The sequence below is a fragment of the Endozoicomonas sp. NE40 genome (genome assembly GCF_040549045.1).
In the GTDB taxonomy this organism is placed as follows: Bacteria; Pseudomonadota; Gammaproteobacteria; order Pseudomonadales; family Endozoicomonadaceae; genus Endozoicomonas_A; species Endozoicomonas_A lisbonensis.
Genome location: NZ_JBEWTB010000002.1, coordinates 4,062,003 through 4,086,641, shown reverse-complemented (window position 1 = coordinate 4,086,641; position 24,639 = coordinate 4,062,003). Strand labels below are relative to the sequence as shown.

Sequence of the window (24,639 nt, the reverse complement as noted above, 5' to 3'; positions counted from 1 at the left end):
CTCTCCACAATTAGAACTGAGCAGTGTAAGAAAGCGGCAGGACAGGCATCAAGCCTGTTCTTTTTCTGATCGCTCCAGATACTCTTCAAAGCTTTCCAGTGGTTTCTCATCCTGCCGCCCGTGGCGAGGCTGATTATCGTCACTGTTCCAGTAGCACCTATTATCATCTGCAATCAGCAAGGCCTGCTGGTAAGAAAAAGGTTTTTTTTGCTGAGAGGCATTCTCTGGTGGCACCGCATAACTGTCAGGCATCGATTTTTTCATCAGGTTCTGAGCAACTGTGTCAGTCAGGCCTCTCATATGATCGCTTAGTTGACCTGCTAATTGCTTCTCCGGCATAAATGCCTGAATCTGGTCTGAATCTTTGATACCTGAAAATTTTGACAATATTGCCAGCTTGCTGGACTCATATGTATTACGCAGGTACTGCAAGAGAAAAAGGCTCTGATGCAATTTGTCGCCGACATCAAAGGCGACTGTCTTTTGACCTGGAATATAAACAATACCATGCTCTTTGCAGTATTCTTTGACAGTCTCCGCAGACGTTGGCTTAACCTTATCCATTGAACTAATGGTTTCATTCAGGTTTTCAATATAGTTGCCATCCATTTTTTCAATCCCTAAATCCGGGATACAGTCTGACAATTTTCTCTGGTTCATGTCATAGCCCACAGAACCCAACACCTCATCACTCACCTCATCAAGGTAAGCACGACAAAACAAATACCAATTTCTCGCTTCAATGTTGTTATTCACCGGCTGATTTCGCAGATTGGTTACAAGAAAAGCGCCAACATCACCTGAAGTTTCACCAATATGCGGCTGATTTGAAACAACACTTTGATAAAAATTTAGTGGTTTCATTGCCATATACTCGCCCAGTTTCTGAATTTGTCTGGACTTGATTGACGGCGTTATGCGCCGTCGCTGGGCTAATGTTTCATCCTGAAGCAGCGATCCCAGGCCACTCAGTACCATTGCGTTTTTTAATCGGTACTGAAACTGCTCATCAGATTCATCCGGCCACTGACCCGTTTTTGTTTGAGTCAGGTCATTCAATAGTGACTTAAGGTTCGTATTATTTGCCCGAAACCCAGCATATTTTTCACTCAACTCTGCAAGCCCACCCTTTTTATCACTGGGAGAATGCTGAGCAACATTACGATCAGCCAGACTTTTACCTTCATAGTGAGCACTGGGTTCATGGGTCATTAATGAAGGAGTATTTGGGGGAAAAGGCTTTACAGAGCGCAGGCCCATAAAGCGAATAATACGCCTGGCTTTATCCAGTACTTTGCGAACAACGCCGGAAAAACCTGAATACTGGCGGTGAATTGAAGGTTCCGTTTTCATTGTCTGAGCCCTTTCATCAGCTGTCGAACCATGAAAGAAGCATCGGCCGATCACCTATAACATCAAGACCTGCGTAAGCGGTAATTCCACCACACCTTGATTCAAACTGGCTTCTGATTCCAGGGCAGCAACTGCTCGATATCGGCAATTGACTCTGCCCTTGGCAAGTCGTTGAAGACGGTCTTCAGATAATGGCAGGGTTCCAACCCGCAGGCTTTCGCTGTTTCTACCAGGCTATAAAGATTGGCGCTGGCTTTAGCTCCGTCAGTACTGTTGCTGAACAGCCACGCCTTGCGACCCACCACGAACGGACGAATCGCATTTTCGGCCAGATTATTGTCCATACGCAGGTAACCCTCGTCGCAATAACGGATGAGCTTTTCCCACTGGTTATTCAGGTAATAAAGGGCCTTGCCCAACAAGGTTTTTGGCGGCACCTGGGGCAACGATTTATCCAGCCATTGTCGTAATTTCTGCAGAACCGGCAGACTTTGTTCCTGCCGTACCCTTTTTCGTTCATCCGGAGGGCTCTCTTTTATCCCATGTTCTATTTGATAGAGCTTACGGATATAAGACAGCCCCATATGGCTTTTGCCGGTTTTGTTTTTATCTTTCTGCCCCTTGATGGCTTCATCGAACTTTCGACGAGCGTGAGCCCAACAGCCTTGACTGATTACCCCGCTTTTGCGACCTATGGCAGCATAGCCTTCGTAACCATCGGTTTGCAGATAGCCCCGGAAGCCATCCAGCAGCTTCATGGGTACTGAACCGCTGCGGCTGGGCGCGTAATCGAACAGAATGATCTTTTGATTTTTCACCGGTTCAGCCACCTGAACCCACATGTACGAATGACTTCGGGCAGCCTTGCCTTCCTCGTTGAGCACCTGGGTGACCGTTTCGTCACAGTGAATCAGTGGCGCTTCCAGCAGCTTGTCCCGCATCAGGTTGATTAACGGTTGCACCAGATCACCACAGCGCACCATCCACAGTGAGGTGGTGGCACGGGCAATATCAACACCCAGACGAGCCAGGATAAATTTCTCCTGACGGTATAAAGGCAATCCGTCAACGTATTTACTGGTGGCAATGAAGGCTAACAGCCCCGGAGTAGCTATGCTGCCCGGTATCGGTTGGGCGGGCAGTTTGGCTGTTTTAATGCCTTCTTCACAGCATCTGCAGCCGTACTTGAACCGCACATTCTGGATAACCCGGATTTTGGCCGGAATGATATCCAGCTGTTCGGTCACTTCTTCGCCTATACGATGAAGTTGATTACCGCAGCCGCTGCAGTTTTTTTCATCGTCACGGATGTCGTGCTCTTCCCGGACTCTTGGCAGATCTTTGGGTAGCGGTTTTCGACCTTTCTTCTGGCGAGTATGTTCTGCAACCGTGACGCTTTCTTCGGGGTCTGGCTCAGGCTGTTCCGGTTGATCTTGCTCGGCTTCGTTGAACAGTTCCTGCTGATCCGGTGATGTCTTTTCGCTGGAGGCACCAAACTGTTTATGCAGAAGAAGGCGAAGGCGTTCTTCCAGCAATGCATTTTTCGCAAGGATGGACTGAACCCAGGCAATCAGCTCGGGGTTATTATCGGGTAAAGGGACAGGGCAGGCTTCCATGCCGATTCAGAATAGACGGTGGCGCAGTCATTGCCACCTTGTTAGAGTAAAGTCGTATATTCCAGTGTTGGGTGAGGTGCTTTGGGGCGAATGTCATAACCATCCAGAAGCTGGTTGAGCAGGCCTCCATCGATCGCTTCGGGTGCTTCATTCCCCGGCCATTTAAAGCGGAATTTCTCCAGTCGCTTATACCAGAGCACAAAGCCATTACGCTCCCAGCACAACAGCTTGATCTTGTCCCGCTTGCGATTACAGAAGACGTAGACCGTCTGATTAAATGGTGATTGTCCGGCTTGTTGTTCGACTAAAGCCGCCAGCCCGTCGATGGATTTGCGCATATCAACGTGCTCAGCGTAGAGATAGACAGCCACCTCATCTTCCGGGCGGATCACGAGGCAGCCTGCAATGCTTTGATCAGGGCTGCTGCCTGTTCAGGAGCCGCTTCGATTCGTATGGAATCCATATAGAGGATCACCAGGGAAGGCGCAGAAGGTTCTGGCTGAACAACGCCCAGAGGGATCAATTTATTATCCGGTCTGGTGAGCAGTTTGTGCTTCCAGTAAAAAAACAGGTGCTGCTTGATGTCGTGCTTTTTACACCAGCCTGAGGCCGAGAGTCCGGACTGCTGCCAGTCGTTCATCCGCTCTTGCCAGAGTGCCTGGTTTTGTTTGCGCTCTTCAGGTTTCATGAGTTTCTCCCGTTTTAAAACCTGAAGTATTAAGGGGCGTGGCTTTCTTTGGAATGTGGGGTTAATTTACCGCTTACAGACCTGCCTCAGGATTTGTCAGACAAACAAAAAAAGCCGGGAGGACCAATGACCTTCCGGCTTTTTATTGATTAATGCCTCCGAGAAAACCCGGGAGAGGGGTTCTCAGATATCCGACATCACTTTGCCATCGAAGCGGTAAAGTCGAGCATCTTCTGCAAAGGCTCTAAAGAACGAATACGAAGGCTATCGTCCACCTCAATCTTATTCAACTGCCCAGGATTTTCCAGACACTGAACCAGGGCTTCCAGCGTATTCATCGCCATCCACGGACAGTGCGCACAACTCCTGCAGGTTGCACTTTCACCTGCCGTTGGCGCTTCGATAAATGACTTATCCGGAGAGGCCTGCTGCATTTTGTAGAAAATCCCCCGGTCGGTCGCCACGATAAAGGTATCGTTTGGCAGCTCCTGAGATGCTTTGAGCAGCTGACTGGTTGAACCAACAACGTCTGCTACTTCAACCACCGCATCAGGTGATTCAGGATGAACCAGAACAGCCGCATTGGGATAAACCTTTTTCAGGTCGACGATACCCTTTGCCTTGAACTCTTCATGGACAATGCAACTGCTGTTCCACAACAGCATATCGGCCCCCGTCTGCTTCTGGATGTAACTGCCCAGGTATTTATCCGGTCCCCAGATTATCTTTTTGTCCTGATCCATCAGGTGCTCAACAATATCCAGCGCACAGCTGGAAGTCACCACCCAGTCCGCTCTGGCTTTTACCGCTGCAGAGGTATTGGCATAGACGACAACGGAGCGATCCGGATGCTGGTCACAGAATTCAGAAAATTCATCCACCGGACAACCCAGGTCGAGCGAACACTCTGCTTCAAGTGTTGGCATTAACACTCGCTTTTCCGGGCTTAGAATCTTGGAGGTCTCCCCCATAAAACGAACACCGGCCACCACCAGTGTAGACGCCGGGTGACGACTACCAAAACGCGCCATCTCAAGAGAATCGGCAATAAAACCGCCGGTTTCCTCAGCCAGTGCCTGCACGACCGGATCGGTGTAATAGTGAGCCACCAGAACCGCATTTTCGCGATCAAGAAGTTGCCGAACCCGCTCTTTCAGGGCCTCTTCCCGCTCAGCATCCAGAGTTTCAATGGACTGCCCCTGAAGGTGACTCTTAACAAAGTCTCTGCTACTCACTGCGCTCATAAATCCTGTACTAACGACCTGTCTCGTCAAATTGCGGGGTATTCTACCACACGATGTCGACAGAGGCAGTCTGAGGAAAATTCATTAAAAATACAATAAGTTGTTTGTTATCAGGAAATTAATAAGGAGAAGATAACAAACAGCCTGATTAAGGTTGGTAACGGGTTGGGTCATCCAGCCCGGCTTCTTCAAAGCCTTTTTTACGGTAACGACAGCTGTCACATACCCCGCAGGCACGACCGTCTTCATCAGCCTGATAGCAGGATACGGTCAGACCATAGTCTACTCCCAGACGATCCCCTTCCTGAACAATCTGCGCCTTGGTCAGTTTTAACAGGGGCGCACGAATATGGAAATGGTCACCCTCAACACCCGCTTTAGTGGCAAGATTTGCCATTTTTTCAAAGGCTTCCAGATATTCTGGTCGACAGTCCGGATAGCCGGAATAATCAACATCATTGGCACCAATAAAGAGTTCCCTGGCTCCCAGCACTTCTGCCCAGCCCAGGGCCAGAGACAGAAATACCGTATTGCGCGCCGGAACATAGGTCACAGGAATACCCTCATCCAGATTCTCCGGTACATCAATCTCATCATCGGTCAGCGCAGAACCGCCGATATCCCGAAAATCCATCTTCAGGGTTTTGTGATCCTTCGCACCCAGCACCTCAGACACAGTCTTTGATGCGTGCAACTCGGCACGATGACGCTGACCATAATCAAAGCTCATGGTGTAGCACTCATAACCCTGATCCTTTGCCATCGCCAAAACTGTCGCAGAATCCAGACCTCCTGACAGAAGCACAACCGCTTTTTTAGACATTCCAATCTCCTTAGACACCTGTTTTGTCACCCCAGATTACCCGGTGCAACTGAATTTGAAACCGAACCGGTAATCGATCAGCCAGAATCCACTCTGCCAGTTCCGCTGGCTCCACTCCGGTACTGACCGGAGAGAACAACACATCCGATACTTTTCCGACCAGATCATACTCAATCAACTTACTGGCAGACCAGTCATAATCAGCACGATCAGCAATCACAAACTTCACCTGGTCCTTGTGATCCAGATGTTGAATATTCTGATAAAGATTCTTTCCAGCCTCACCGGAACCTGGAGCCTTCAAGTCCATCACCTTGACAATTCGCGCATCCACCTCAGCCAGATCCAGCGCACCGCTGGTCTCGAGTGAAACCTCATAACCCGCATCCGCCAGTCGTTCAAGCAACAGTAGACAGCGTGGTTGCGCCAGCGGTTCACCACCAGTGACACAGACATATTTAGCGCCATAGTCAGCGACCTGCTGCAGAATACTGTTGAGCGTCCTGCGCTCCCCCCCGGTGAAGGAATATTCGGTATCGCACCAGTTACAACGCAGAGGGCAGCCTGTCAGGCGCACAAACACAGTTGGCAGTCCGGAGGTTCTTGACTCCCCCTGAAGAGAGTAAAATATTTCGGAAATTCGAAGGGATTCAGAAAGCATGAGAGATACTATTTATTAATCAGAGAGTTATTAATCAGAGAATTATTAATCAGCAAAGCAGGGTATTAATCAGCAAAGAAGGGTAGCTAACTGCCAGTGAGAGTGCAAAATTATGCAGCACCTACAAAAACACCATGCAAGCATGGTGTTAAGGGTTAGCCAGGAGCCTGTTTCAGCTATCCGACATACTCTGTAGATAAGTATCAGACAGCCTTGCAGCCGAACTTCCGGGGTACTGGCTGACGACCGATTCAAGGTACTTCCGGGCTTCAGCCTTGTCACCCAGCAAGTCATACAACCGACCCAGCTTATAGGCTGCGTCAGGCACCTTGGCACTGTCCGGGTATTGCTCCATGACAACTCTGAATTCATCACGGGCAGGCTCAAACTTTCCCTGGGCCATCAGCACTTCACCCAGCCAGTACTGTGCGTTATCGGAAAGTCTGCCATCAGGGTATTCTTCCAGCAACTTGCGCAGAGCAACCAGCGCCTGATCAAACTCGCGATCACGAATTAATCCGAAAGCCGCCCGGTACTCAGCCTGCTCACGCTCAGCCAGCAACTCTTCAGGGGGTTGACTAACAGGCAGCTGCACCGGCGTATTACCCGGTTCAGCTGGCTGACTTCTATCTGGAGAACGATTATTGGCAGAACGATCACCGGTCAAATCAGGTGCAGGCTGATCACCCATCGCCCTGCTGATACGAGCATCCAGGTCCAGGTAACGATCACGGAACTCGGCTTCGTTCTGCCTGAGTTGAAACTCCAGCTCTTCAACACGCCCCTCCAGAGTCATGTTTCTTTTGCGCAGTTCTTCGATCTGATTAAGAAAATAAGCCGTGCTGTTTGCCGACTGCTGTCGGGGCTGGCTATTCTCTTCAGAAACCTGCTGAGCCTGCGCACTCTGAATGACACTTTCAACACTCTCCGGCGCTGACACAGGTGTGGCATCCTGAGTGGTTTCTCTGACGACCTCCGCCGTTGGCAAAGACTCAACAACAGGTACTGCGGCAAGTACCGGAACGGCCAGCAGGCTGGCCAGAATCAGAAAAGAACTGGATAAAGGTTTCAAACTCATTAGCTATCTCAGTTATTAGTTAATGACGATCTGTGCGCGACGGTTCTTGGCCCAGGCAGCTTCGTTATGGGCTGGATCTACCGGCTTCTCGAAGCCAAAGCTGATCACATCAATACGGCTTCTGGCTACGCCTTTCGCTTCCAGATAGTCTTTCACCGCATTGGCACGACGCTCACCCAGAGCCAGGTTGTAAGTACGGGTGCCACGTTCGTCAGTGTGTCCCTGCACAATAATGTTCTTACCCTTACCCTGATCAGAGTTCAGGTAAGCTGCTTGTACGTCCAGAGCCTTATAATCACTGTCGCTCAGCTTAGAACTGTCAAAAGCAAAGTTAAACGTGTCGCGATCCAGCAGCATCTCGACCTCTTCCGCACTCGCCTGAACTTCACCACTGTCCATAACAGCCTGTACCGCCGGATCCAGTACTGGCATGGTTTCAATCACGACGTTTTCAGTCACAACCGTTTCTTCAGGTGTTACCGTGGTTTCTACACCGGAAGTGCTTTCACCGCCGGTAGAAGCACAACCGGCCAGCCACAGGGCAGAAGCCGCCAGGGTGGCTGCCTTAACATAATTGACAATTCGCATTACAGACTCCAATTGTTTAATGTTGGTTAGTTGGATGTTAGTTAGATTGTTGCAGTACAGTATCAGAACCCTTTACACGGGACTAGCCCACACCGCAACAAACGCGACACACACAACTACTTTTTTACGGCATTTACCTAACCGCAGGCCCCCAGACTGGTTCCCGGACATCACCAGTCGCCGACGGCAGGCGGTATTTTACCCTACCATCCGCAGTGACAATACCCAGTTCACCATTCTTCCCCCCCTGAACAGCATAGATCAGCCGTCGGCCGCCCGGAGAAACGCTGGGCGAATCTTCAAGCTGTGCAGATGTCAGCAACCTCAGGCGATTGGTGTCCAGATCAAGAATTGCAATGTTAAATTCGGCTGCGCCCTGCCCCTTGTGTACCAGGGCCAGCGATTTACCATCCGGGAAGACTTTTGCCCGCGCATTGAAACGCCCCTTGAACGTCAGGCGACGGGGGTTGCCCACTGGCTCAACAGAACCATCAGACAAGTGTTTAACATCCAGTTGATAAATCTGCGCACTGCCACCCCGGTTCGAGGTGAATACAATGCTGTTGCCGTCCGGCATCCAGTCCGGTTCAGTATCAATAGAAAAATGCCGGGTCAGCTGACTCAGTTTGCCGGAAGCCAGGTCCTTGACATAAATATTCGGATTACCATCTTTGGAGAGTACCAGGGCTACTTTTTTACCGTCCGGAGAGAACACCGGCGAGCTGTTCAACCCCTTGTAATCAGTTAATTTCTGTCGTTTGCCTGTTGCCAGTTCCTGCAGGAAGATAGCAGGCTTACCCGCTTCAAAAGACACGTAAGCAATACGGCGGCCATCTGGCGACCAGGCAGGCGACAGAATAGGCTCTTTGGAACGAACGATAACACGCGCCCGTTTTCCATCGGCATCGGCATAGTTTAACTGATAATCGGTGTTATCAATGCTGTGCCTCTGGGCAGTCACATACATTAAGCGGGTTGAAAAATCGGCCGGAATGCCGGTGATTTTTTCGTAGACGGCATCACTGATGGTATGCGCCATGGTTCGCAGCTGGCTTTCAACGCCCCGAACCTGCCCTTTCAGAATAGAACGCTGGCGCAGTACATCAAACAGCTGATATTCAACCGTATACTGACCGCTGCTCTGGCTAACCTGGCCGATAACCAGATAAGAAGCCCCAAGTACCTTCCAGTCACGAAAGAACACATTGGACTCTTTGCTGGGAAAACTGAGCATATCATCCCGCTTCAGAGGATCAAACAGGCCACTGAGTCGCAAATCATCACTGATGGTTCCTGCCATATCTTCTGGCAGAATCGTCTTGCCGTCAAAACTGAACGGTGCCACAGCCATACGCACCGCACGATCATTACCATGGGTAATTTCAATGGTCAGCTCAGCCCTTGCTGGCATTGCCAGGGCTAGCTGAACCAGAAGCAGCAGGGCAAAGGCCGCAAACCATCTGACGGTTGTCATATAGCACCCCCTCCCTGGGTCAAAGTGGCTCGGTGTCGTATTTATCGAGCGAGTCATCAAACGAGTCATCGAACTAGATCCTCTGGCCTGAATCTGAAATTAAAGCGTCGGAAGTTGGCATCAAAAATTCTGCGATCCAGCTCTTTTAACTCTGGAAATGGGGCTGCACGTTGTACTGCCTGTACCGCAGACCGGTCAAAAGAGTCACTGCCACTGCCTTCCAGCAGCTTAACTTCCAGCAGGTCACCAAATGGCGACAGGGTAACCTGCAGCAATGCGGTCATATTATTGCGGGCGCTGGGCGGACGGTTCCAGTTATTAACAATGAGGTTATTCAGCAACTCGCTGTAATAGCGAACCTCTGCCGCATCTTTCTCAGCCTGTTCCGCCGCCTGCTGGGCTGCCGCTTCCTGTTGTTCTCTCTGGATTCTTTCCTGCTCCAGCCGGCGCAGGGTTTCTTCCCGCTGCCTGCGTTGACGCTCAGCTTCCTGCTGTCGCTTTCGTTCTTCTTCCTGCTTGCGCTGACGTTCCCGTTCCTTACGCGCTTCCTCTTCTTTTTTCGCTTTTTCCCGGGCCTCCTGCTCTTTGCGCAGGGCAATTTCCCGCTGCCGTTTTTCTTCTGCCTGACGACGCTGCCTTTCTTCCCGAATCGCTTCCTGACGCTTGCGCTCAGCAGCCTCCCGGGCTTTGCGAGCAGACTCGTCTACCTGAGGTCGGGGCTGCGGGGCAGGCTGTGCCACCTCAACCAAACTCGCCTTGATATTGCGGGGTGGAACAATATTCAACTGACGCTCAACCGACCAGCTGGTGCTTAATACCAGTAACAATGAGGCGTGTAACAGAAGCGACACTACAACTGGAAAGCTGTAGCCACGAAAGACTGCTTTACGAAAAACCTTGCCCAGTATCCGGTTCAATACTTTTTTCATCAGCAGCAGCCGTCAGTTCCCTTGCCGATCCAGTTCCGCCGGATCAGTAATCAGTCCGACATTTTCGACACCGGCTGACTGCAGTCCTGCCATTAACTCAATCACAGAGCCATAAGCCACCTTGCGATCTCCCTTGATCAACACCTGGGTACGGGGGCTGGCAGACAACACCTTACCCACCTTTTCAGCAATCACATCCAGTCCTTTTGCAGCTTCCCGCTCTGCCCCCAGATCAATGAAGTACTCACCATCCGCCTTGACTGAAATAATCAACGCTTCAATATCTTCTTCCAGGGGGATTACCTGACTGGTTGTTTTTGGCAGGTCGACCTGCAGCCCCTGGGTCAGCATTGGAGCACTGACCATAAAGGCAACCAGCAATACCATCATGATGTCGATAAACGGAACCATATTGATTTCCGACATCACTTTGCGACCTGTTCTGGAGCGCGCCATAGACAGTAGTCTCCTCAGCCCGCTTCTGGTCGATTGGAACGGCTGTGAACCTTACGATGCAGAATACTGTGGAACTCATCGGCAAAGGTTTCATAGCTGGCAAGCAGGGCATCAACCCGCGACGCATAACGGTTATAAGCCACAACGGCCGGAATGGCTGCGACCAGGCCAACCGCCGTAGTCATCAGAGCTTCAGCAATACCCGGGGCAACAGAAGCCAGCGTCGCCTGTTGTACCTGGGCCAGCCCACGGAACGAGTTCATGATCCCGACAACGGTTCCAAACAGGCCGACGTAAGGGCAGGTTGAGCCGACACTGGCCAGAAACGGCAGGTGGGTTTCCAGCTTCTCCTGTTCTCTGGAAATGGCAACCCGCATGGCTCGCTGCGTGCCTTCCATAATGGCATCCGCATCCGAGGTTCCCTGGCTGCGCAAGCGACTGAACTCCCGAAAACCTGCCTTGAATATACTCTCCAGACCTCCGTCCGGACTGCCGTTATCCTGCAATTCACGGAACAGTTGGGAAAGGTCCATACCAGACCAGAACCGATCCTCAAATTCGAGCATGCTTTGCTGAGCGTTACGAATCAACAAACCACGCTGGACAATCATCACCCAGGAAACGACAGAAGCCGCAACCAGCATCAGCAGTACTAACAGCACAATCCAGCTGGAATTACTGATCAGCGACCACATGGACATGCTATCAGCCACCGATTACCTCGCTTGCAGTTAATTTAAAAATAGGGTGTATCATACCATCAAACCTGTGACGTGTTGGTGACATTCAGGCATAGACTCCGTAAGGCTTTTGTAATACTGGCAGGCTTCATTGAAGCGCTGTCGAGACAGGCGACAACAAACTCTCCGGTACACAGTACCTGCTCATTAACCAGCCCCTGATTGAGCAGGACGGACTGGCGAAAAACAAGACTGGCCCGCTTTACTTCAGAAATTTCTACGGTCACAGACACTTCGTCATCCAGTCTGGCCGGGCGACGAAAACGTACATCAGCACTGGTCACTGCAAATACTCTGCCCAGCTCACTCATAACCTGATGTCCCACACCAATATGTCGCAACAAATCAGTACGGGCGCGCTCCATAAATTTGAGGTAGTTGGCATGATAAACAATACCGGCAGCATCAGTGTCTTCGTAATAAACCCGCTGAAGGATAGAAAAAGAGGCGTCAGAACTCACGACAGTGTACTCATATACTCAGTTAGGTCATTAAACCAGATCGCTGAAAACCTTGAAAGACTCTGCAGAAACACTCATTAGTGCCACTAATACATTAGTAGCACCAGTGGCACCGCCGGCGGTGATGGTAATGATAAGGTGCGTAATGGTAATCGCGCCATCGAATGGCATCAATGTGTTCACGCTCAAGTTTCTGCAGGTTTTCATTACGCCGGTCCTGCTGCAACCTCTGCTCCATACCCTGCTGGCGCTGCAGCATATCCGCCTGCGGCACCGGCTGGTCATAACGTCTCAGGGCTTCCTGAGCTTCAGGAATGCCCCAGCGGGCAGCCATAGTGTAGTACTTGAAAGCCTGCTCCATAGAGACTGGCACTCCGACACCCCGCTCATAACACAGCCCGGCATGGTACTGGTCAATCGGCAGTTCAGCAGTCCCACTCGTGACTCTGTGGCAGGATGTTTCAGACAGCGAAAAGCCATCCCCAAAGACACCGGGAGCCGTTGGCTGGGCGTCCACCCGAACATTATTGCTGCAACCACCGACCAGCATGGTCAGTATTAGTAAGACACCATACAGCCAATATCTGTGTTCAGGTCTCTCTGTGTAATTCATCATTATTGACCTCTTCTGGTCGATCAGCAGCTCGACCCAGTAATTCTTCCCTGATGCTTTCCAACCCGGCCAGATCCAGCGCTCCACAGCTTTGCATGATCTGTCCCGGATAATGCCCCAGGCCCTTATCTGTTGACCACTGTTCTGCCAGATCGTTCAGAGAACCGACATCACCGATGTCAAGACAGGCAGAAATACTCGACAGCATCATTTCAACACCTTCCAGCGACACGTCAGTATAATCGGTGTCGCAGGTTTTGCTGTGCTGAATATCAGTACCCTCCCCTATCCAGCGGTATACTTTGCTGAACAGTTCACTGAAGCAGACGGGCTTGCTGATAAAGTCGCACACTCCAGCACTGCCAATGCTCTCACGGGTCGTGTCCGACACACTGGCTGAAACTGCTATCACACTGAGCGTTTTGTTATCCGGTTGCTCATGAATCAGCCGGGTTGCTGTCAGGCCGTCCATGACCGGCATTTTCAGGTCCATTAACACCAGATCATAATGGTACTGTCTGCACTGCTCGACAGCTTCAGCCCCATCCGCAGCCTCTTCTACTGTAAAGTTCGCACTGCGCAGGGCGTTACTGAGCATATCCCGATTGGTTTCGCTGTCATCGACCACGAGAATGCGTCGATTATGATAATCCTCTGGAGCTCCGGGCTGCTCCGGCTCATTTTCTACAGCCAATCCTGTATCCACCGTTACCGGCAAATAAGGAATACTGAAGTAAAATTTACTGCCGCGATGCAACTGGCTGGACACCTTCAACTCCCCACCCATTGCCTTAACCAGACGGTAGCTGATCGCCAGCCCCAGTCCGGTTCCTCCCTGCTTACGCCCGGATTTGAGTTGACCAAAGGGCTTAAACAGCCGGGCCTGATCCGCTACACTGATACCCGGACCAGTATCTATCACGGCAAAGCTGAGCCGTCTCCGCGCTCTGTTCACCCGCAGCATAACACTGCCATTGTCGGTAAATTTAACGGCATTACCCATCAGATTGATCAATACCTGCCGCAGCTTCACGCTGTCACCGATTACTTCCGGGCTGATATTCGGGTCAACATCCACGTCCAGAGCCAGCTTTTTTGAACGAGCAACTTCCTTAACGTTTGCCTGTACGGTGCTCAACATACTCTCAAGCACGTAAGGCTGAGAGTCCAGTTCAATACCACTGCTCTCAATTTTGGTCATATCCAGAATATCGTTAATCAACGTCATCAGGTGCAGCCCACACTCTTCCAGTGAAGACAGAGTATCCCGATAACGTTCCGGCACCCGGGCGTCTGCCTGCAGCAACTGCGCATAACCCAGCACACCATTGAGTGGGGTGCGTAATTCGTGACTGATATTGGACAGAAACAGTGACTTGGCCTGACTGGCCTGTTCCGCACTGGTCTTGGCCTGAACCAGCTCTCCTTCAATGCGCTTGCGCTCCGTGATATCCCTCAGAACAATGGAAATCTGCTTTCCCTCTGCCGTTTCCAGCACATTGCTGGACACCTCCATGGGAAAACGACGCCCTGACTCGGTTATCCCTTCTGTAAGGTACTCTTCAACACAATGGTATTCAGGTCTGGCAGGATCAACCGGAGCCAGCAGGGGTTCTTCATAGCGTCGTTCAGGAGCCACCAGCAAAGCCAGAGGCATGTTCACCAGCTGTGACTCGATAAAGCCACACAGCTCCGTGACCTTTCGGTTAACCAGTGAAATAATACCGTCCTGATTACAAATCACTGTTGCATCCGGAGCTGATGCAATCAGCTGCCTGAACTTCTCGGTATCGTTAGTGCGTTCTGTAATATCATTCGCCATCCCCTCAATAACAACCGGCACCTGTCCGGATCCTGCACAGTCTTCACCGGCTACCGTTACCGGCTTCTCATGAGTCGTACAGAACAACTCCACCCGGCGGATACTGCCGTCCTTATGCACCATTTCCACTTCAAAGGCTTCCTCCCACTGACCGGATACCAGCGCTGAAAGCTTATCGGAAAATTCCCGGTTCAAGCTGGAAGGTGACAGAAACTGGTGCATCCTGCCGGCAAACTCCTGCTCACCATAACCAAGGATGGCCTTGATAGAAGGGCTGACATAAGTCACGACTCCGCCCGAATCAAGATTAAAATAAAAATACTGGCCTTTGAGCTGTTGAACCAGATGACCAATATTGTTCGCCCTGGCTTTTTGCAGCGACCGCTCACGATCCTGCAGTCTCTGCAACAGCATATTAAAGCTGTAATCCAGACTGGCCGCTTCATCACAATTACTATCATCCGAATTCAGACCATAAGGCGTAGCAAATTCGTTCATCTGTGACTTCAACCTGTTCAGTGGGCGCGTAATCAGGCCGGATACCGTCCACAGGCAAAATATGGTCAGAATCAACACCAGCGCAATCAGGCCAACACTGATCACCGCCTGACGAACAATGGGTTGCAGGATGCTTTCTTCCAGAATGCTGATACTGAAATACCAGCCGGTAGCAGGAATTGGGGTCGCAGTGACCCACTTCTTTACTCCGCGCACCTCCACCCTGAAATTAATAGACTGCCTGTTATCCGTCACCCGCCGGAATGCCTCATCAAAAACAGCACAGGGCGGCTTACCTGAATGGGTTTTAATGGGGCGGGCAATAAAATCAACCAGTTCACCGGTATCTTCACGGGTCACGTTGATCTGGCTGTAACCATCACAGGGACCGCTGTTAATAAAAGTGCGCAGCTCCCTGTTCTTCTCCAGAGAAATACTGTTGGCGTAAACCGTAATACCCTCCCGGTCGAGTATGACCAGCCGGGTTTTTGTGTCTGCCCAGATCAATGGAGCCGTTAAAAGTGAGCCGTCAATATCAATCCGCAGTACAGCAAAGGCACCATCACGAAACCATACCGGCACCATATAAGTAGAGCGAAACACCGCAGGCTGGCTGGAAACACGGTTAACATACCAGTTCGGTTTTACTCGTTGCCCACTAAGATATTCCTGTAAAAGCGCTTCAGGCAGGCCGGGGACGGAATAATGGTCAGGCATTTTGGAAAACTGGTCTGCACGTTTACTCCAGTAACGATTTTTTTCCGGCTGTGCAGGAAAAATCAGCCCAACCCCCAGCACCAGTCGCGCATTTCCCAATAACCTGGATGCATTCACAGGCACTGCACTCAGGTTATCCGATGAAGGTTGCTGATCCAGCAACAGCCCCAGGCTCTTACCCGCCAGATGTATTTCCTGCAAATGTCCGTCGATGACACTGGCATAACGAAGGCTCTGTTCCAGATGACTGCGACTGATTTCCACAGAAGCGGCGTGAAAGGTGAAATAAAGATACACAGCCGTCACCAGGCTATAGAAAACCACAGCAGGTGCAAGGGTAAATAACGTAATCTTTTGCCTGATTGAAGTAGACATAAATCGTTTGATACGTTTTGCGCCCCGGATTCTGTTCCAGCCTTAATACATCATTCCCCCAGCGGAGAAACTGCCTGCAATGAGCAGAAGATATTGTTGCAGCTAAAGAAACAGTCGCCTGCCCGTACGCAGCGTCCTTTGACTACAAATTGAGGTCAAGTCACAACATAGACAGTTAACGGGACTCCAGCCAATTGAATTTAATCCGATCGACAAAAAAACGGGTATCAATAGAAGTGCAGGAAAGGCTATGAAAAGTGAAGAGGCTTCTGACTCTCAGAAATGTTCGCAGGGGGCAGAAGTCCCCCTGACAGATCAACAACGGTTACTCTTCGCCGCTCAGACCAAAATGCGTATAGGCATGCCTGGTGACCATCCGGCCACGAGGTGTGCGCATGATGTAGCCCTGCTGGATAAGATAAGGTTCCAGTACATCTTCAATGGTATCGCGTTCTTCGCTGATGGCCGCTGCCAGACTGTCTACCCCGACCGGGCCACCATCAAACTTCTCAATCATAGCCAGCAGCAGGCGCCGGTCCATATGGTCAAAACCACTGGCATCAACATCCAGCATATTTAGTGCAGCATCTGCCGTAGACTCGTCAATCAGGCCACTGCCTTTCACTTCCGCAAAGTCACGCACCCGGCGCAGCAACCGGTTAGCAATACGAGGAGTACCACGGGAACGTCTGGCAATTTCTCTGGCCCCCACCTCTTCAATATCCACTCCCAGTATTCCGGCAGAACGCACCACAATATGCGTCAGGTCTTCAATACTGTAGAACTCAAGCCGCTGAACGATACCAAACCGGTCTCTCAGTGGTGACGTCAGCAAACCGGCCCGGGTGGTAGCCCCCACCAGAGTAAACGGAGGCAAATCCAGTTTAATAGAGCGGGCAGCGGGTCCTTCACCGATCATAATATCCAGCTGATAGTCTTCCATGGCTGGGTACAACACCTCTTCAACCACGGGACTCAAACGGTGAATCTCGTCAATAAAAAGAATATCGTTGGGTTCCAGATTGGTCAGAAGCGCTGCCAGATCCCCTGCTTTTTCCAGTACCGGCCCTGACGTGGAACGAATATTACTGCCCATTTCATTGGCAAGAATATGAGATAACGTGGTTTTACCCAGTCCGGGCGGGCCAAAAATCAGGGTATGATCCAGGGCATCCTGACGCAGACGAGCGGCCTGAATAAAGATTTCCATCTGTTCGCGAACTTTTGGCTGACCTACATAGTCTGCCAGCTTAACCGGACGGATCGCCCGATCCTGTGCTTCCTCAACAGGGCGCGGTGCCGCTGATATCAATCGATCTGCTTCAATCATTTCAAAGCCTGCTATACAATCCTCTCAGCGTATCATTTCGTTGTCAGAAAACGAATCACAGCTGAAAATTTTCGCTATCCTTGGTATCCCGTTGGCTTTTCAAAATGCCTTTCAGGTTTTAATCAGTACAAATGAACCAGATATCCAGTCCATCTCACTATCAATATGGTCGTGGGCTCACCTGCTCAGTGATAGCCTCCATCCTGTTCGGCATTACGCCATGGCTGGTACAACAGCTTTATATCAGTGGCAACCAGCTGTTCTGGGTACGCATGCTGACCGGAAGCCTGTGCCTGATGCTCACCATTACGCTAAGCGATCAATGGCACGATGTGAAAAAAATGCTCAGCCATCGCCGCAACCTGTTGTTTCTGATACCCGGCACGGCACTGGTCGGCATCCAGTGGTGGCTGTTTGTCTGGGCGCCAGTCAACCAGCAAACCAAAGAGCTGGCACTGGGCTATTTCCTGTTACCACTGACACTGGCACTGACCGGCTGGTTGTTTTATGGCGAAAAGTTGAGCCTGCCCCAGAAGCTGGCCATTGCCCTGGCAGTGCTCGGAGTGGCTGTTGAACTGTGGCAACAGGGTCAGCTGCCCTGGGTAGCCCTGGTGGTTGCCGGGCTTTACCCGGTTTACTTCATGGTGCGCCGGAACGTAAAAGCCAGCGTGGTCACCATCATGCTCTTTGAGCAGTCACTCTTTCTGCCATTTGCCCTCTACTTTCTGCTGCAAAACAGCGAGTTCACCCTGCTGGTACAGAACACACCTTCCCTGTGGTTCCTGCTGCCTCTGTTTGGCATTATCTCGGTCTGCTCCATGCTGATGTATGTCAACGCCTCCAACAAACTGCCTTTCAGCCTGTTTGGTCTGTTGTCTTATCTGGAGCCCGCTCTCATCTTTGTGGTCGCGATAGCCATATTGCAGGAGTCGTTTGAAGCGGCACAATGGGTCACTTATGGTTTAATCTGGACCGCAACCCTGATCGTGGTGATTGATCTGATCAGACTGCTTCCGAATCAGGTGAGCCACCAGAAAAAAGCATCAAAACTTCATACAGAGCAGCGTTGACGGGTTCCTCCGTCAACAATCTCTTTGCCAGCGAGGTGGTTGACTCAGGCTTTAAATCATACTTTTCAGTGACTGACGGATGATTTCTTCCGCTTCCATACCTTCCACAAATATCTTACCGACCACTTTACTGGCATCCTGCGGCTTGTAACCCAGAGCCACCAGAGCGCTGACAGCCTCTTGCTCGGTATCCCTCGCCGCTTCTGCCATAGCACTGCCCACAATCATTGGCTTACCATCCAGGAGCGGTGAAGACTGCCAGCGGTCAAGCTTGTCCTTCATTTCAACAATTAAGCGCTCTGCTGTTTTCTTGCCAACACCCGGCAGTTTCACCAGGGTGGCACTGTCATTTTCATGCACACAACGTACAAAAGTCTGCGCATCAATCCCTGACAGCAGCGTTAGCCCCAGCTTCGGCCCCACTCCATTCACTTTAATCAGGGTTCGAAACAGCTCCCGCTCTTCACGACTACCGAAACCATAAAGCAGCTGGGCATCTTCACGTACCACAAAATGCGTGAATAAAACCACTTCCGCACCTGCCTCCGGAAGCTGATAAAACACCGACATCGGTGCTTCGACTTCATAACCCACCCCGCCGGCATCCACCAGCAAATGGGGGGGCTGTTTCTCTACCAGAGTTCCACGGATTCTTCCTATCATTTTCAACCTCTTAGCGTCCCGCAGACTGACCAGAGCGTAAGAATGTCTAACAATGACCGGCCTGCTACGAACTTTGTATTTTCCGCCAGCTCTAAAACAACTAACGCATTAAAATCACGCATCCTGGAATACGCTTATGGAAAGACTCAAGACCTTCTTCAACTCCCTGTGGCAACTGCTCCCCAACGCAGGTCTGGCCAGCGAATACCACCCGGCTATTGACGGCGGAGCCATACCGATTCCCTTTATCGTGTCACAACGTATCCTGCTGAACGATATGATCCATAAACAGGAAGGCGCCCCCACTCTTCAGCCCCCTGCCCGCAGTTTCACTGGTTATATGCAGGGTTATACCAGTCTTCCTGTAAGAGACAGAGCTTTGAGCGCCCTGCGCAGTGCGCATCTCGCCGGCGCCCGCCACCTGATACCGGATATTGCCCGTTGCGCTCTGGATGCCGGACTGCAGGCCAGTGACCTTGAACTGGTCGCGAAAGGCCAGATATCCAGCGGCTGGACTATACGGGAAGCGCTAATTTTGCGTGTTGCAGAAGCGCTTTATCAAGAACAAGCCATCAGTGAACAACACTGGAAGCAGCTGAAACAGATCTACAAACCCCAGCAGATTCTGGACCTGTTGCTCTGCTGTGCCGCCTTCCACTTATGTGTTCATCCAAATTAGACTAAGCTTTCCAGACTGAACTATTCAGACCGGGCTATCTTCCGGTCAGGCGACGATTTCTTGTTCCGCTCACCCCTGCCATTCTCACCAGGCTGGCACGGGTATGGGCATGACAAAGGGCAATTGCCAGCGCATCGGCAGCATCTGCCTGTGGTGTTGAACTGAGTTTCAGGATCGAAGTCACCATATGCTGAACCTGATGCTTATCAGCCGAACCTTTACCTACCACGGCCTGCTTGACCTGACGGGCAGAATACTCCGCCACTTCCAGCTTATGATTGACAGCTGCCACAATCGCCGCAGCACGAGCCTGCCCCAGCTTCAATGCAGAGTCTGCATTGCGCGACATAAACACCTGCTCAATGCCCACGCTTTGCGGACAGTACTGCTCCACCAGGGTCGAAACACTGTCATAAATCTGCTGCAGTTTTTCCGGCAGTGAAGCGTCTCGAACACGGATACAACCTGAAGCCACATAGTGGCACTGGTTACCTACCTCTTCGATAACGCCATAGCCGGTCACACGGGACCCGGGATCAATACCCAAGAGTATGGCCATGTAGAATTCTTCTCAAACACGCTATTCAAAAAAACAGCATACTGTACATTTATACAAGTTTCTAGACAGTACAATCGTGCAAATCACACTTACAATTCAAAACACGAAGATTACGAAATTCTCCTACGACAATCTGCCAGCCTTGCATAAGCTGGGAACCATCGATTATTCGGTGATGATTATGCGAGATACACTAAAAACTCTAATGACCCTGACCGGAGTGGTGATAATACTGTTTATCATTGTGATGGGGATTAATCTCTGGATGTAACCAGTCACTGGCTTTTTTTATAATCAGAACCAGCCGGTGAATAGACGACTATAGAATTCTAACAGGCACCAGGCTGGCTTCCGGGAATGTTCACCAGCCCTGGCGCTCTTATCAATCAGCCCAGCTGCTCTATGATTTCCGCAGAGATATCCGCATTGGTGTAAACGTTTTGCACGTCGTCCAGGTCTTCCAGACGATCCACCAGCTTCATGATTTTCTCTGCGCCATCCTTGTCCAGCTCGGTCTGAACGTCGGCTACCATGGCAACTTCCGCTGCCGCTGCAGTGAAACCTGCCGCTTCCAGCGCATCTTTTACCGCCATGAACTCCGTCCAGTCGGTCACCACTTCGAAGGAGCCATCATCGTTAGTCACAATGTCTTCAGCACCGGCTTCCAGGGCGGCATCCATCAGGGCTTCTTCTTCAATACTGTTGTCGAAGAAAATCTGACCACGACGCTCGAACATATAAGCAACAGAACCGTCGGTACCCAGATTGCCACCGTGCTTGTTAAAAGCATGACGCACTTCCGCAACCGTACGGTTACGGTTATCTGTCAGGGTTTCAACCAGAACTGCGATACCACCCGCACCGTAACCTTCGTAGGTCACTTCTTCCATGTTGGAGTCGTCATCACCGCCAGCACCACGGGCAATTGCGCGATTGATGGTGTCACGGGTCATGTTCGCACCCAGAGCCTTATCAACCACCTGACGCAGCTTCGGGTTATCTTCGATGTTGCCACCGCCCTGCTTCGCCGCAACCACCAGCTCACGGATGATCTTGGTGAAAATTTTGCCACGCTTGGCGTCCTGAGCCGCCTTACGGTGTTTGATATTGGCCCATTTACTATGACCTGCCATAGGAAATACCCTTTATCTCAATTTTTTCGTGCCGGACTTCACCCACATTGTTGACAAAATCAACGCATGAATAAAGTCCGATCGTTCGTTTAGTGACTGGTCGCAGACGCCGGATCACGGCGGATACGGATGTTCAGGTCGCGCAGCTGAGTGCCGTCTACTTCGCCGGGAGCCTGAGTCATCACACAGGCGGCAGACTGAGTTTTCGGGAAGGCAATCACTTCACGAATGTTGTCAGTACCGCAAATCAGCATCACCAGACGATCCAGACCAAACGCCAGACCAGCGTGTGGAGGCGCACCGTACTTCAGAGCATCCAGCAGGAAGCCAAACTTCTCGCGCTGCTCTTCTTCCTGGATATCCAGAACGCCGAACACAGTCTGCTGCATTTCTTCACGGTGGATACGAACGGAACCGCCGCCCACTTCGTAACCGTTGATCACCATATCGTAAGCACGGGACAGAGCCGTAGCCGGATTAGCAGCCAGTTCTTCTGCGGAGCAGGTTGGTGCAGTGAACGGATGGTGCAGTGCTGTCAGTTTACCATCGTCGGTTTCCTCGAACATTGGGAAGTCAACGACCCACAGCGGTGCCCACTCTTTAGTGAACAGATTCAGGTCTTCACCCAGCTTGCAACGCAGTGCGCCAAGGGCTTCGTTAACGACTTTCTCTTTGTCGGCTCCGAAGAAGACGATGTCCCCGTTCTTGGCTTCCAGACGTTCCATGATCTTCATGGTGACGTCGTCGCCCAGGAATTTGATGATTGGAGACTGCAGGCCATTCGCACCGTTTTCAATCTCGTTCACTTTGATCCACGCCAGACCTTTGGCACCATAGATGCTGACGAACTTGGTATAGTCGTCGATCTGCTTACGGGACAGCTCAGCACCACCGGATACTTTCAGCGCCGCAACACGGCCTTTTGGATCTTCAGCAGGTCCTTTGAAGACCTTGAATTCTACGCCAGCCATCAGATCAGCTACGTCAACCAGTTCCAGCGGGATACGCAGATCAGGCTTATCAGAACCATAACGGCTCATGGCTTCAGCGTATGGCATGTGAGGGAATTCACCCAGGTCGATATCACGAACCTGCTTGAATACTTTCTTCACCATGTTTTCAGTGATACCCATCACACCCGCTTCATCCATAAAGGAGGTCTCGATATCGATCTGGGTGAATTCTGGCTGGCGGTCAGCACGCAGGTCTTCGTCACGGAAGCACTTAACGATCTGGTAGTAACGGTCAAAACCGGACACCATCAGCAGTTGCTTGAACAGCTGTGGTGACTGTGGCAGCGCAAAGAATTTGCCTTCATGGGTACGGCTTGGTACCAGATAGTCACGGGCGCCTTCCGGAGTTGCACGGGTCAGAACCGGTGTTTCAACATCCAGGAAGCCTTCGCCGTCCATAAAGCTGCGAACTGCGCTGGTGACCTTGCTGCGCAGAATCAGCTTTTCCTGCATTTCCGGACGACGCAGGTCGATAAAGCGGTGCTTCAGACGAACATCTTCACCGACATCGGTGTAACCTTCAATCTGGAATGGAGGCGTCTGGGCTTCATTCAGGACTTCAACCTGCTTGCCCAGCACTTCGATCTCACCAGTACTCATATTTGGGTTGACGGTACCTTCCGGACGCGGACGTACCAGACCAGTGATTTTCAGAACGTATTCGCTGCGGGCTTTGTCAGCCAGTGCAAATGCTTCTTCAGTGTCAGGGTCGATAACGACCTGGGTGGTGCCTTCACGGTCACGCATATCCAGGAAGATAACACCACCATGGTCGCGGCGGCGGTGTACCCATCCACACAGGGTCACTTCCTGCCCGTTATGGGAGAGATTCAGTTCGCCGCAATAATGGCTGCGCATAACATACCTCGAAACAGGGGTTTTCAGTTCGGATTCAACAGGGCTTGAGGGAAACACAACCCCTGAGACTATTTATAAACGAGTAATAAACCAGCAATGATTAATGGCTGGTTGCCGGGCAAGAGCCACAGGAACTGCCGGAGCTCCGGCTGGGGCAGTGGTTGTCGCTGGACGAGAGGTTCTTTTTCTTGCCACCCTTGAAGTCAGTCTCGTACCAACCGCCGCCTTTCAGACGAAAGCCCGGGGCGCTCAGCAGTTTTTTCAATGCAGATTCACCACAATCACCACAGTCAGTCAGCGGAGCATCGCTGAATTTCTGAATGGCTTCGGTCACTTCTCCGCAGTTTTCGCACTGATATTCGTAGATCGGCATTGATCCTCAACATCCTTCGTTTGCCACTATCAAAACCGAGGCATTATACCTGAAACGCGGGGTTTCACCAGACTGGCTGGCAGTGATCAGGCAACCTTTCCATGCTCCAGCAGCATGAAAATCGCTGGATATTCATCATGAGGCCCCAGACTTTGCTTCTGTAATACCTTCCAGCCAGAAGACCGGACGATATCCAGCCAGGTTTCTTCTGTTTCCGGGTAATCGTATTGACGGATATGGGTCATGATATGGGAAAGCCAGTCAGGCCGGACGCCCTGTTTGGCAAAGTACTGTTCCAGCATCTGTGTGTAATCATCAAACCCCTGATGGGGATGAATCATGATATCTGCGAGAACAAAGGCACAATGGTCAGGTGTCTGTTGAAACAGTTTTGAAAAAAACTGCCGTTTTTTCTGCTGATCGCCATGGTGAACAGCAAAGGCACTGTAAATTAAACCAGGAGACGAAGAGTTCTCTGGCATGCCCGAGAACAGATCCTGGCATAACAGCTGATGTTTAATCCCGTTACACTCAAGCAACTGCTTTGCCATGGATAATGCATTTTCAGCCAGATCAATACCACAATAGCCATCCAATTGAACCGAACGGGTCATCTCAGGAATTAACAGGCTGTTACCACAGCCAAAGTCGGCCATGGCAACTGGTGAATCTCTGTAACGGTCTTCAATAAAGGACGTTGCTGCGGTGAGCAACTCCCGATGCCCCATGAGGTTGTTATCAACCACCCATTGATAGGCGTTCCACTGATCTTTAAAAACCGAAGTAACTTCATCTGCGGTCATGCCAGACACCTGTTAACCCTGA

General features: G+C 51.0%; 25 protein-coding genes. 2 read left to right on the top strand and 23 right to left on the bottom strand.

Going from position 1 to position 24,639, the window contains the following annotated elements:
* Window positions 1–48 precede the first annotated feature (48 nt).
* From V5J35_RS19470 to ruvB, 17 genes are all read right to left on the bottom strand, one after another.
* Window positions 49–1,353 carry a hypothetical protein gene (locus V5J35_RS19470; RefSeq protein ID WP_354008745.1) on the bottom strand — a complete coding sequence of 435 codons (1,305 nt, stop codon included), beginning with the start codon at window positions 1,351–1,353 and terminating at the stop codon, window positions 49–51.
* A 101-nt stretch (window positions 1,354–1,454) separates the two neighbouring features.
* Complete coding sequence (gene tnpC, locus V5J35_RS19465) at window positions 1,455–2,969, bottom strand: IS66 family transposase (RefSeq protein ID WP_354008744.1); 1,515 nt, start codon at window positions 2,967–2,969, stop codon at window positions 1,455–1,457.
* Window positions 2,970–3,010: 41 nt separating this feature from the next.
* Entirely contained in the window at window positions 3,011–3,361 is a 351-nt protein-coding gene (gene tnpB / locus V5J35_RS19460) for an IS66 family insertion sequence element accessory protein TnpB (protein ID WP_354008743.1), read from the bottom strand.
* Complete coding sequence (tnpA, locus tag V5J35_RS19455) at window positions 3,358–3,657, bottom strand: IS66 family insertion sequence element accessory protein TnpA (protein ID WP_354007878.1); 300 nt, start codon at window positions 3,655–3,657, stop codon at window positions 3,358–3,360. The genes tnpB and tnpA overlap by 4 nt, the downstream gene beginning before the upstream one ends.
* 197 nt (window positions 3,658–3,854) lie before the next feature.
* The gene (gene nadA, locus V5J35_RS19450; RefSeq protein WP_354008742.1) at window positions 3,855–4,901 is read right to left on the bottom strand and encodes a quinolinate synthase NadA; all 1,047 of its coding nucleotides are present in this window, start codon (window positions 4,899–4,901) and stop codon (window positions 3,855–3,857) included.
* A 148-nt stretch (window positions 4,902–5,049) separates the two neighbouring features.
* Entirely contained in the window at window positions 5,050–5,724 is a 675-nt protein-coding gene (gene queC, locus V5J35_RS19445; protein WP_354008741.1) for a 7-cyano-7-deazaguanine synthase QueC, read from the bottom strand.
* 10 nt (window positions 5,725–5,734) lie between these two features.
* Entirely contained in the window at window positions 5,735–6,385 is a 651-nt protein-coding gene (gene queE, locus V5J35_RS19440) for a 7-carboxy-7-deazaguanine synthase QueE (protein ID WP_354008740.1), read from the bottom strand.
* A 172-nt stretch (window positions 6,386–6,557) separates the two neighbouring features.
* Window positions 6,558–7,463 carry a tol-pal system protein YbgF gene (gene ybgF / locus V5J35_RS19435; RefSeq protein ID WP_354008739.1) on the bottom strand — a complete coding sequence of 302 codons (906 nt, stop codon included), beginning with the start codon at window positions 7,461–7,463 and terminating at the stop codon, window positions 6,558–6,560.
* A 15-nt stretch (window positions 7,464–7,478) separates the two neighbouring features.
* A complete protein-coding gene (locus V5J35_RS19430; RefSeq protein WP_354008738.1) occupies window positions 7,479–8,051 on the bottom strand; it encodes an OmpA family protein in 573 nt (190 codons plus the stop codon).
* A 133-nt stretch (window positions 8,052–8,184) separates the two neighbouring features.
* Complete coding sequence (tolB, locus tag V5J35_RS19425) at window positions 8,185–9,525, bottom strand: Tol-Pal system beta propeller repeat protein TolB (protein WP_354008737.1); 1,341 nt, start codon at window positions 9,523–9,525, stop codon at window positions 8,185–8,187.
* Window positions 9,526–9,590: 65 nt separating this feature from the next.
* A complete protein-coding gene (gene tolA / locus V5J35_RS19420) occupies window positions 9,591–10,454 on the bottom strand; it encodes a cell envelope integrity protein TolA (protein ID WP_354008736.1) in 864 nt (287 codons plus the stop codon).
* 12 nt (window positions 10,455–10,466) lie between these two features.
* Window positions 10,467–10,910 carry a protein TolR gene (gene tolR / locus V5J35_RS19415; protein WP_354008735.1) on the bottom strand — a complete coding sequence of 148 codons (444 nt, stop codon included), beginning with the start codon at window positions 10,908–10,910 and terminating at the stop codon, window positions 10,467–10,469.
* A 14-nt stretch (window positions 10,911–10,924) separates the two neighbouring features.
* Complete coding sequence (gene tolQ / locus V5J35_RS19410; protein WP_354016478.1) at window positions 10,925–11,611, bottom strand: protein TolQ; 687 nt, start codon at window positions 11,609–11,611, stop codon at window positions 10,925–10,927.
* Window positions 11,612–11,670: 59 nt separating this feature from the next.
* Window positions 11,671–12,111: a tol-pal system-associated acyl-CoA thioesterase gene (ybgC, locus tag V5J35_RS19405; RefSeq protein WP_354008733.1), complete on the bottom strand. Its 441-nt coding sequence runs from the start codon at window positions 12,109–12,111 to the stop codon at window positions 11,671–11,673.
* 94 nt (window positions 12,112–12,205) lie between these two features.
* Window positions 12,206–12,727 (bottom strand): SEL1-like repeat protein, encoded by a 522-nt coding sequence (locus V5J35_RS19400; protein WP_354008732.1) that lies wholly within the window; start codon window positions 12,725–12,727, stop codon window positions 12,206–12,208.
* Window positions 12,702–16,136 (bottom strand): ATP-binding protein, encoded by a 3,435-nt coding sequence (locus V5J35_RS19395; protein ID WP_354008731.1) that lies wholly within the window; start codon window positions 16,134–16,136, stop codon window positions 12,702–12,704. Before V5J35_RS19395 ends, V5J35_RS19400 begins: the two co-directional genes overlap by 26 nt.
* A gap of 325 nt (window positions 16,137–16,461) precedes the next feature.
* Window positions 16,462–17,466 carry a Holliday junction branch migration DNA helicase RuvB gene (gene ruvB, locus V5J35_RS19390; RefSeq protein ID WP_354008730.1) on the bottom strand — a complete coding sequence of 335 codons (1,005 nt, stop codon included), beginning with the start codon at window positions 17,464–17,466 and terminating at the stop codon, window positions 16,462–16,464.
* A gap of 131 nt (window positions 17,467–17,597) precedes the next feature.
* On the opposite strand from ruvB, the gene rarD reads away from it, so the two are divergent.
* Window positions 17,598–18,536, top strand: coding sequence for an EamA family transporter RarD (gene rarD, locus V5J35_RS19385; protein WP_354008729.1), 939 nt, complete (start codon window positions 17,598–17,600; stop codon window positions 18,534–18,536).
* A 51-nt stretch (window positions 18,537–18,587) separates the two neighbouring features.
* Here the strand turns inward: rarD and ruvA are convergent, their stop codons facing one another.
* Window positions 18,588–19,199, bottom strand: coding sequence for a Holliday junction branch migration protein RuvA (gene ruvA, locus V5J35_RS19380; protein WP_354008728.1), 612 nt, complete (start codon window positions 19,197–19,199; stop codon window positions 18,588–18,590).
* A gap of 136 nt (window positions 19,200–19,335) precedes the next feature.
* On the opposite strand from ruvA, the gene V5J35_RS19375 reads away from it, so the two are divergent.
* Window positions 19,336–19,878 (top strand): carboxymuconolactone decarboxylase family protein, encoded by a 543-nt coding sequence (locus tag V5J35_RS19375; RefSeq protein ID WP_354008727.1) that lies wholly within the window; start codon window positions 19,336–19,338, stop codon window positions 19,876–19,878.
* 34 nt (window positions 19,879–19,912) lie between these two features.
* On the opposite strand, the gene ruvC is transcribed toward V5J35_RS19375, so the two are convergent.
* The 5 genes from ruvC to V5J35_RS19350 all read right to left on the bottom strand — a co-directional run bounded on the left by ruvC (window position 19,913) and on the right by V5J35_RS19350 (window position 24,617).
* Window positions 19,913–20,437, bottom strand: a complete 525-nt coding sequence (gene ruvC, locus V5J35_RS19370; protein WP_354008726.1) for a crossover junction endodeoxyribonuclease RuvC — start codon at window positions 20,435–20,437, stop codon at window positions 19,913–19,915.
* 386 nt (window positions 20,438–20,823) lie between these two features.
* On the bottom strand, window positions 20,824–21,570 hold the full coding sequence (locus tag V5J35_RS19365) for a YebC/PmpR family DNA-binding transcriptional regulator (protein WP_354008725.1): 747 nt from the start codon (window positions 21,568–21,570) through the stop codon (window positions 20,824–20,826).
* Window positions 21,571–21,659: 89 nt separating this feature from the next.
* Window positions 21,660–23,441: an aspartate--tRNA ligase gene (gene aspS, locus V5J35_RS19360; protein WP_354008724.1), complete on the bottom strand. Its 1,782-nt coding sequence runs from the start codon at window positions 23,439–23,441 to the stop codon at window positions 21,660–21,662.
* Window positions 23,442–23,541: 100 nt separating this feature from the next.
* Window positions 23,542–23,814, bottom strand: coding sequence for an FmdB family zinc ribbon protein (locus V5J35_RS19355; RefSeq protein WP_354008723.1), 273 nt, complete (start codon window positions 23,812–23,814; stop codon window positions 23,542–23,544).
* A gap of 86 nt (window positions 23,815–23,900) precedes the next feature.
* Window positions 23,901–24,617, bottom strand: coding sequence for a class I SAM-dependent methyltransferase (locus tag V5J35_RS19350; protein ID WP_354008722.1), 717 nt, complete (start codon window positions 24,615–24,617; stop codon window positions 23,901–23,903).
* Window positions 24,618–24,639: the final 22 nt, after the last annotated feature.